This window comes from Aeromonas sp. R1-1, assembly GCF_040908495.1.
GTDB classification, from domain to species: Bacteria; Pseudomonadota; Gammaproteobacteria; order Enterobacterales; family Aeromonadaceae; genus Aeromonas; species Aeromonas veronii.
The window spans coordinates 1-8,398 of record NZ_JBFODV010000092.1 but is presented as its reverse complement, the minus strand read 5'-3'; the positions used below and the strand labels follow the sequence as shown (position 1 = coordinate 8,398).

The 8,398-nt window shown below is 61.1% G+C and carries 7 protein-coding genes and 1 pseudogene; 4 read left to right on the top strand and 4 right to left on the bottom strand.

Annotated elements, in window-relative coordinates; all coding sequences use genetic code 11:
- Positions 1-126, top strand: a pseudogene (locus AB5Y92_RS05440) (EamA family transporter); the annotation flags it as partial.
- 69 nt (positions 127-195) lie between these two features.
- Positions 196-1,062 carry a LysR family transcriptional regulator gene (locus AB5Y92_RS05435; protein WP_368225876.1) on the top strand — a complete coding sequence of 289 codons (867 nt, stop codon included), beginning with the start codon at positions 196-198 and terminating at the stop codon, positions 1,060-1,062.
- 76 nt (positions 1,063-1,138) lie between these two features.
- Here AB5Y92_RS05435 and AB5Y92_RS05430 read toward each other — a convergent pair whose 3' ends face one another.
- The 4 genes from AB5Y92_RS05430 to AB5Y92_RS05415 all read right to left on the bottom strand — a co-directional run bounded on the left by AB5Y92_RS05430 (position 1,139) and on the right by AB5Y92_RS05415 (position 6,058).
- Complete coding sequence (locus AB5Y92_RS05430; RefSeq protein WP_005333472.1) at positions 1,139-1,915, bottom strand: TSUP family transporter; 777 nt, start codon at positions 1,913-1,915, stop codon at positions 1,139-1,141.
- Between the two features lie 201 nt (positions 1,916-2,116).
- Positions 2,117-2,872 carry a tRNA-uridine aminocarboxypropyltransferase gene (locus AB5Y92_RS05425; protein ID WP_100653629.1) on the bottom strand — a complete coding sequence of 252 codons (756 nt, stop codon included), beginning with the start codon at positions 2,870-2,872 and terminating at the stop codon, positions 2,117-2,119.
- A gap of 174 nt (positions 2,873-3,046) precedes the next feature.
- Entirely contained in the window at positions 3,047-4,258 is a 1,212-nt protein-coding gene (locus AB5Y92_RS05420) for an ROK family transcriptional regulator (RefSeq protein WP_005333476.1), read from the bottom strand.
- Between the two features lie 132 nt (positions 4,259-4,390).
- Positions 4,391-6,058, bottom strand: coding sequence for a methyl-accepting chemotaxis protein (locus AB5Y92_RS05415; RefSeq protein WP_139406894.1), 1,668 nt, complete (start codon positions 6,056-6,058; stop codon positions 4,391-4,393).
- A 123-nt stretch (positions 6,059-6,181) separates the two neighbouring features.
- On the opposite strand from AB5Y92_RS05415, the gene AB5Y92_RS05410 reads away from it, so the two are divergent.
- Both AB5Y92_RS05410 and glpA read left to right on the top strand, forming a co-directional pair.
- Positions 6,182-6,637: a YchJ family protein gene (locus AB5Y92_RS05410; protein WP_075115082.1), complete on the top strand. Its 456-nt coding sequence runs from the start codon at positions 6,182-6,184 to the stop codon at positions 6,635-6,637.
- A gap of 242 nt (positions 6,638-6,879) precedes the next feature.
- A partial coding sequence (gene glpA / locus AB5Y92_RS05405; protein ID WP_368225874.1) for an anaerobic glycerol-3-phosphate dehydrogenase subunit A occupies positions 6,880-8,398 on the top strand: 1,519 nt, incomplete at its 3' end.

Below are 8,398 nucleotides of genomic sequence, written 5' to 3'. Positions count from 1 at the left end.
GTCTGGCAGCCGGTCTCGGTGGCCGGAGTGGTGATCAGCCTCATCGGCAATCTGGTGATCTTCGCACCGCCCTTAAGCGAGTGGCGCATTCGACCGGCCAAGGCAGCAAACGACCCTTGCTCCTGAGCCAGTCAGCCCCTAAGGTAGCGCTGATCAATCTGTGAAGATCCTGATGGCGATAAACAAGGGGGCGAGATGTTACTGGAAGGGCTGGAGACGCTGAGCCTGCTGGCAAGCGAAGGGACCATGGCCAAGGTGGCCAGTCGCCTCTATATCAGCCAGTCGGCGGTGAGCAAGCGAATTGCCCAGCTGGAGCTGCGCCTTGGCAAGAAGCTGATTGAGCCGGAGGGGCGCCAGATCCGGCTCACCCCGCAGGCAAAGGAGCTGCTGGAACGAGTGGCCCCGAGCCTGGCAGAGATGAAAGGAGTGCTGGCCGATAGCCAGGATCTGGCGGATCAGAGTCCCCTCCCCATCGCCTGCTCCGAAACCCTGCTGGCCGGTTATCTCGCCAACTTTATGCGCGACTATCTGGAGCGCGATCCCCACCTTGCCCTCTCTACCCACCACACCCCGGTCATTCTGGCGCGGGTGCGCAGCGGTGATGCCCTGCTCGGCATCTGCGCCGGTCGGCTCCCGCCCGGCCATGGCCTTGGCGCCGATCTGCTGCTTGAGGAGCCCTTCTATCTGGTGGGCGAGGCGCAGCAGAGCCTGCCGCCAGCCAGCGCAGAAAGCAGGCACAAGATCCTCACCATGGATCTGGAGAACCCCTCAAACCGCTACCTGCGCGAACCGCTGGCTTATTTGGGGCTGGAGCCCGCCATGGAGCTCGACTCCTATCTTGCGCTCATCGAACTCGCCAAGGCGAGCATTGGCCCTGTGCTGCTCCCCGCTGGCCTGCTGGGGCTGGTGGGAGAACAGGGGGAGATGGCCCGCCCACTGCCCGGGCTGGGCCGCCCCCTGCATCTGGTCTACCGACCAAACAGCCTAAAGCGAGAGCGGATCGCCAGGCTGGTGAGCGCCCTGCACCAACACTTTCGCCACCGCAGCGACACGCCGCGCTAGCCGTGTAAAACACCTGATATGACAACGGGGCCCAAGGGCCCCGTTAACAATTGCGATGCGGCAAGCAAGGCTCACATCAGATCCAGGCAAACAGCTCCGGATACTGGCTCCACACCAGCTTGGCAGACATCAGCAAGGAGACGGTCACCAGCAGCGGCTTGATCAGCTTCACCCCTTTTTTCAGCACCATTTTGGAGCCAAAACGGGCGCCGATGAACTGCCCCAGCGCCATGCAGAAGCCGACACTCCACACCACCTTGCCACCGAGCGCAAAGAACAGCAGGGAGGCGATATTCGAGGTGAAGTTGAGCAGCTTGGTATGAGCGGTGGCGCGCGCCATGCCAAAACCCGCCAGCGCCACGAAACCGATGGCGAAAAACGAACCTGTGCCCGGCCCAAAGAAGCCGTCATAAAAGCCGACACCGCCCCCCACCAGCAGCGCAAACAGCATGGGAGTCAGACGGCGGGAGCTCTCGGCATCGCTTACCCGCGGCGAGAAGTAGAAGTAGCAGGCAAAGGCCATCAGCAGGAAAGGGAGCAGGCGCTCGAGAATGGCGGCGTCTATGGTCTGCACCGCCAGCGTGCCGATGGCCGCACCGATAAAGGTGCAGATCACCGCAGGCCAGATCATGGCCCACTCCAGCAGCCCCTTGCGGGCATAGAACCAGGTGGCGGAGAAGGAGCCAAAACTGCTCTGCAGTTTGTTGGTGCCGAGTACCAGCGCCGGCGGCATGCCGGTGGCCAGCAGAGCAGGTACCGTCAACAGGCCGCCGCCACCGGCGATGGCATCGATAAAGCCGGCGACAAGCGCTACACCGAACAGGGCAAACAGAGTAACCAGTTCCAATTCCATCCATAGACCTCACGAGAGTGGGTTGCCCGAAGGGTCGAGCAACCGGAGCTAACCAAAACGACGTTGTGCGGGGGGGCACAGGCTGTCCGCTATCCTAACGGGCAACTGACCATGAATCTAACGAAACAGTGGCAGCCAATTGATTCCTGATTTTCATTAATTTGAGCTGTCAGACCCCTGCCCAAACCCTCAGAGGGCCCGTTAGCAAGCCGTTGAAGCGACGTTCGCTTCCTTGATGGCCGCCAGCGCCTCACAGAGATGATCCTCATCGGCACCGGGGAAACGGCTGACCCGACCGGCCATGTAGCGGCTGCTGAACAAGTTGAACCAGTGCTGCAGTGCCTGCCCCGCCTTGAGCTCTCCCGCCACTTCCAGCACGCAGGCCGCCACTTCGGCGGTGCAGAGGTGCTCCTCGCTGTTGGCCACCCGCATGCCGTAGGTGGAGAGCGCATCGGGTTTGATGGCGAGCACCGGAAAACCGTCCAGGTAGGGGCTCTTGTTGAACATCTTGCGCGCCTCCGGCCAGGTGCCATCGAGCAGGATAAAGAGCGGTTTTTTACCCGGTGCCAGCGTCACCTCGCCGGTCAGGCGGGCAGGCTCCTTCTCGCAAGCGGGAAAGACCACATAGGGCTGCCACGCGGGATCGGCCAGCAGGGCCAGCAGCTCGGGATGGGGCTGGGTGCGCGACCAGAGAAACGCCCAGGTGGTATCCGGCAACACATCGGCGATCAGGCGACCGGTGTTGGAGGGCTTCATCGGCTCGCTGTCATACATCAGCAGGCAGAAACCGGCCTCCGCTTTGAGCTCGGGGCGCCACTCGCAGGCACACCAATCCTCGCGCAGCTGACAGGCCGGACAGCGGGCCAGGGTGCCGCCACGGGCAAGAAACGGTCGGGTAGAGATACTCTTGCGCCAGGCCCGCAGGCGGTTGACGGCGTGATCAGGAACAGGCTTCATCTAGGTTCACAACTGGAGTCAAAACAGGAACGGCAGCGGTGCCAACATGTCATGGCGCTACGGGGCGCGATAACAGGGGGGCTGCCGGAAAAGGGCAAGATTGTACCCAGTTACGCGCTGGCGGAACAGCAATCCCTTCCCCTTTCGCCAAACGCAGTGCCAACCCCTCTTGCCTTACGACTCCTGACAGCTGCGCAGCAGCTCCAGCAACAGGCTGCCATCGCGCAGTGCCTTGTGCACCTGCACCGAAGTGGGCTTGGTGGGATCTTCGTAGAAGTGGGTGGATTCAATCTGCAGCCGCACCAGATATTCGGCTGGCAACTGGCTGGCCAGCGACTGGTGCAGCATGGGGAACAGCAGCCGATCGGCACGGGTGATTTCCCCCCCCAGCAGCAGCTTGCCCGGGTTGAGCAGGCAGATGAGATTGGAGAGCACCTTGGAGAGGCGACCCGCCGCCTGATGGAGAATATCTTGGCAAAGGCTGTTACCTGCCAGCGCCAGCTCGCACAGCTCGCGAATGGTGACGCTCTCGGGCAAGTCGTGCTCCTGCATCCGCTCGCGCAAATCCCGGTATTGCGCCTCCAACGCCTGATTGGTCACCAGGGTGCAGGCACAGCCAAAGCCGCCGCAGTAGCAGCGCTGGCCATAGGGTTCGAGCTGCAGGTGGCTGAGATCTCCGAGCAGCGCATTTTCGCTCTCGATAAGCTGGCCATTGACCACCATGCCGACCCCGATGTCGTTGTGGACAAACACCAGCACCGCATCGGCGCAATTCTTGGCAGCCCCCCATTCCCGCTCGGCCTGGATCCAGGTGCGCACGTCACCGCTCACCAGCACAGGTACCGAGAACGCCTGTTGCAAAGTCGGACCAAGGGGCCAGTTGCGCAGATCGTAGAAGGGGAAGTGCTTGACCATGCCGGAGTGGCGCTCTACCTGACCCGGCAGACAGAGGGCGATGCAGGCCAGACTGAGGGACTTTCTCGGCAAAAACACCTTGATGGCATGCACCAGACTGCCCAGCAGATCGGCGCGCTCCTCCTCGGTAAAGAGGTGGCGCTGGCGGGCCAGCGAACGGCCGGAAAAGTCAAACAGCGCCATATCCACGTAGCCACGGCCGAGACGCATGGAGAGAAACTGGAAGCGGCGCTCGTTAATGCGCAGCAAGGTCTGACGACGGCCGCGCCCCACTGAACTTTCACCACAGGTGACCACCAGCCCCCCATCGAGCAGTTCCCGGGTGATCTTGGTGATACTGGCTGGCGAGAGACCGGTCAGGCGGGAGAGATCGGTGCGCGACAGCTCCTTGTGCTCTTCCAGACTGGCATAGACCAGGCCGTAGTTGAGCTGCCGGATCAAATCGATACTACCTTTCACGATCTCATTCATAGGGTATGGGGCAAAGGCTGAAAAAAAGAGGCTGGCAATTTTCACACATTATTGGTCAATCCCCAAATAAAGTGCGGCCTGAACCGGGGGTCAGGCCGCATCTTGTGGTTGCCGTCACGGACCATTACAAGATCAATAACGGAATTGCGATACCAGTTTGCGCAATTTGTCGCCGGTACTGGCCAGATCTCGGGTGGTGCTGTTGGATTCCACCGCCGCGCTGGTCAGCTCGCTGACAATCTGCTGAATGGCCACCAGGTTCTTGTTGATCTCCTCCGACACCGCATGCTGCTCTTCGGCGGCGGTGGCGATCTGGATGTTCATGTCGTTGATGGTACTGACCGCCATCACCATGCTATCGAGGGAGCTGGCGATATGGCTCGCCTCCTGCACCGTCTCCTGGCTGCGATCCTCGCTCGCCTGCATCACCTCCACCGCCTGCTTCACCCCGCCCTGCAGACGTTGCAGCATCTCGTTGATCTCCTTGGTGCTTTGTTGGGTACGACCGGCCAGCGAACGCACCTCGTCCGCCACCACCGCAAAGCCCCGCCCCTGCTCACCGGCACGGGCCGCCTCGATGGCGGCATTCAGCGCCAGCAGGTTGGTCTGCTCGGCAATGCCGCGAATGACCTCCACCACCGAGCCAATCTTGGCGGTCTCTTGCGCCAATTGCTCGATAACGCCGGAGGCAGTATGCACCTCCCCCACCAGCCGGTTGATACTGTTGATAGCCCCGCTCACCACCCCCCGGGCGGCGTCCGATTCACGGGCCGCATCGCTGGTTGCTGTCGCGGCATTGGAGGCACTGGCCGCCACCTCCTGCGCGGTGGAGCTCATTTCTGTCACCGCGGTGACCACCTGATCGGTCTCGCGACTGTGACCCTGCATCTGATGGTCATAGTGCTCGCTCAGATGGTGCAACTTGTCGACCGCGCTAAAGAGGTGGTTGCTGGTCTCGCCCACCTGACTCACCACCGACTGGATCCGCTCGACAAAGCGGTTGAAGGCGCTGGCCAGCTGGCCAATCTCGTCCTGACTCTGCACCTTGAGCCGCTGGGTCAGATCCCCGTCGCCGTTGGCGATATCGTTCAATGCCAGCACCGCATCCGCCAACGGCTTGGTAACCCGGTTGCCCACAATGACGGTCGCCGCCAGGGTGATACCGAGGATCAGCAGGATCACCAGCACACTGCTCTGCAACGAGGCATGCATATTGCTCTCGCGCTCTGCCCGCAAGGCCGCCAGCTCGTTGTCGATATCATCGATATAAAAACCGGTGCCAATGGCCCACTGGTATTTGTCCAGCACCAGAGTAAAGGCAAGTTTGGGGGCATCGCGACCGATGGAGGGCTTGGCCGTCCAGTATTCGGTAAAACCATCCCCCTGACGGGCCGATTTAAGGATCTCCTGGATCAGCAATTTGCCCTTGGCATCCTTGTCGTTCCAGCGGTTTTTCCCCTCCAGCTCGGTACGCACCGGCAGCAGTATGGTGTTGCCCTCGAAGTCATAGACAAAGAAGTAGCCGTCACTGCTGTAACGCAGCGGCCTGAGCAACTCTTTGACCTTTTGACGATTTTCCGGAGAATCCGGCAGGGAATACACGGCATCGACGGCGGTTTTGGCCATCATGATGTAACTGCTTAGCAGCGCTTTACGCTCCTTGATGGCATTTTCCCTCGCCACCACCAGATCAGACTCCAGATCACTCTTGGAGACCATGTAGTTACTGAGATTGACCACCAGGGCCATCAGCAGCACGGGTACTGCACCCAGTAACAGGATTTTCTGCTTTAGCGTCATCTTTCACATCCTTGCAGCTGTTTTTATTGGAATTCCTTGCTTACTCATCAGTATAGGTGCTGGCAGGGCGAGCCCAGCTTTCGTTACAATTCCCTTAAACAAATCGGCCAGAACGTGAAAATCATGAATCTTTGTCCTTGCGGCTCAACCCTTTCTCTCGAATTGTGCTGTGGCTCACGTCACAGTGGCGCTGTGGCTGACACCCCGGAACAGCTGATGCGCTCGCGCTACAGCGCTTTTGTGCTTGGTCTGGGGGAGTATCTGGTCCATAGCTGGCACCCGGCCCACCTTGGCGGCCTCACCGCCGAAGAGCTTTCACGCATCGACACCCGCTGGGATGGTCTCGAGATCATCGCCAGCCAGGGCGGCCCGGAGGATGAAACCGGAATGGTGGAGTTCAAAGCCTGGTTTCTGGAAGGGGATGAGCGTCACTGCCTCCATGAGCGTTCCCGCTTCGTGCGTTATCAGGGGCGCTGGGTCTATACCGAGGGAGAGCAGGATCCGGCGCCCCTCAAGGCGGGGCGCAACGATCCCTGCCCCTGTGGCAGCGGCAAAAAGCACAAGAAGTGCTGCGGCTGACCCCTAACACACCCACCAGACTCGTCAAACAGTGACAAGGGGCATCCGATGCCCCTTTTTTGTGCCTGTTATTCGCCACCAGCCCACAAACCGATGCGATAACAAGCGTGACAAATGTCACACAATGCTCATTAACGCGCGAGCAAATGAGCGTTTGCGAGCGCAAATTTGGCCCATATCAAACATTTCCACTCAGAAGTAGGCCACACTGGCCTCATCTGGAAGAGATGAGACGGGCAACAATGAAAAGAATAACTACACAAGTCGTCATCATAGGCGGCGGTGCCACAGGGGCCGGCATCATGCGTGATTGCGCACTGCGCGGCATCGACTGCATCCTGCTCGAGCGCGATGATATCGCCGCCGGCACCACCGGCCGCAACCACGGCCTGCTCCACTCCGGTGCCCGCTACGCGGTGACGGATCAGGAGTCCGCACGCGAATGCATCCAGGAAAACCGCATCCTCAAGCGGATCGCCAGCCACTGTGTCGAAGACACGGGCGGCCTCTTCCTCACCCTGCCGGAAGATGACATCAATTTCCAAACCACCTTTATGGATGCCTGCGCTCTGGCCGGTATCGAAACCCGCCAGCTCGATCCCGGTGAAGCCCTGCGCATGGAGCCCAACGCCAACCCGGCGATGATCGGCGCCATCCATGTACCGGACGGTACGGTCGACCCGTTCCGCCTCGCCGCCGCCAACGTGCTGGACGCCAAAGAGCATGGCGCGCGCATCTTCACCCACAGCAAGGTGCTGGGACTCTTGCGCACTCAGGATCGGGTACACGGCGTCAAGGCGATCAACACTCGCACCGGCGAAGCGTTCGAGGTGGAGTGTCAGGAGGTGATCAACGCCGCAGGCATCTGGGGCCAGCAAATTTGCGAATACGCCGATCTCGGCATCCGCATGTTCCCGGCCAAAGGCTCCCTGCTCATCATGGATTACCGCATCAACCAGTTGGTGCTCAACCGCGCCCGCAAACCGGCGGATGCGGACATTCTGGTGCCGGGCGATACCATCTCCCTCATCGGCACCACCTCCAGTCGCATCGATTACAACAAGATTGACCAGCTCACCGTCGAACCGGAAGAGGTGGAGGTGCTGCTGCGCGAAGGGATCAAGCTCGCCCCCATCATGGCCCGCACCCGTCTGCTGCGCGCCTACGCCGGGGTACGCCCGCTGGTGGCGGTGGACGGTGACGACACCGGCCGCAACATCAGCCGCGGTATCGTGCTGCTGGATCACGCCGAGCGTGACGGCCTCAAGGGGTTCAACACCATCACCGGCGGCAAGCTGATGACCTACCGCCTGATGGCGGAGTGGGCCACCGATCTGCTGGCCAAGAAACTCGGCAACAGCAAACCCTGCCAAACCGCCGAACTGAGCCTGCCCGGTTCGCGGGATCCGGAAAAGGTCTCCGCCCCCGGTCTCTCGGTGCCGGTCGAAGGCTCAGCCCAATACCGCCACGGCGAGCGGGTCATCGCCTTCTTCCGTGACAATCCCAAGGCCAACGCCCTCATCTGCGAGTGCGAAATGGTCACCGCGGGTGAAATCGAATACGCCCTTCGCGAGCTGGATGTGGACAACCTCATCGACCTGCGCCGCCGCACCCGTCTGGGAATGGGGCCCTGCCAGGGCGAGCTGTGCGCCTACCGCGCCGCCGGTCTGATGCAGGAGTATGGCAAAGCTGACGGCCGTCAGGCCTGCGTCATGCTGCGCCAGTTCCTGGAGGAGCGCTACAAGGGGACCCGCCCCGTCC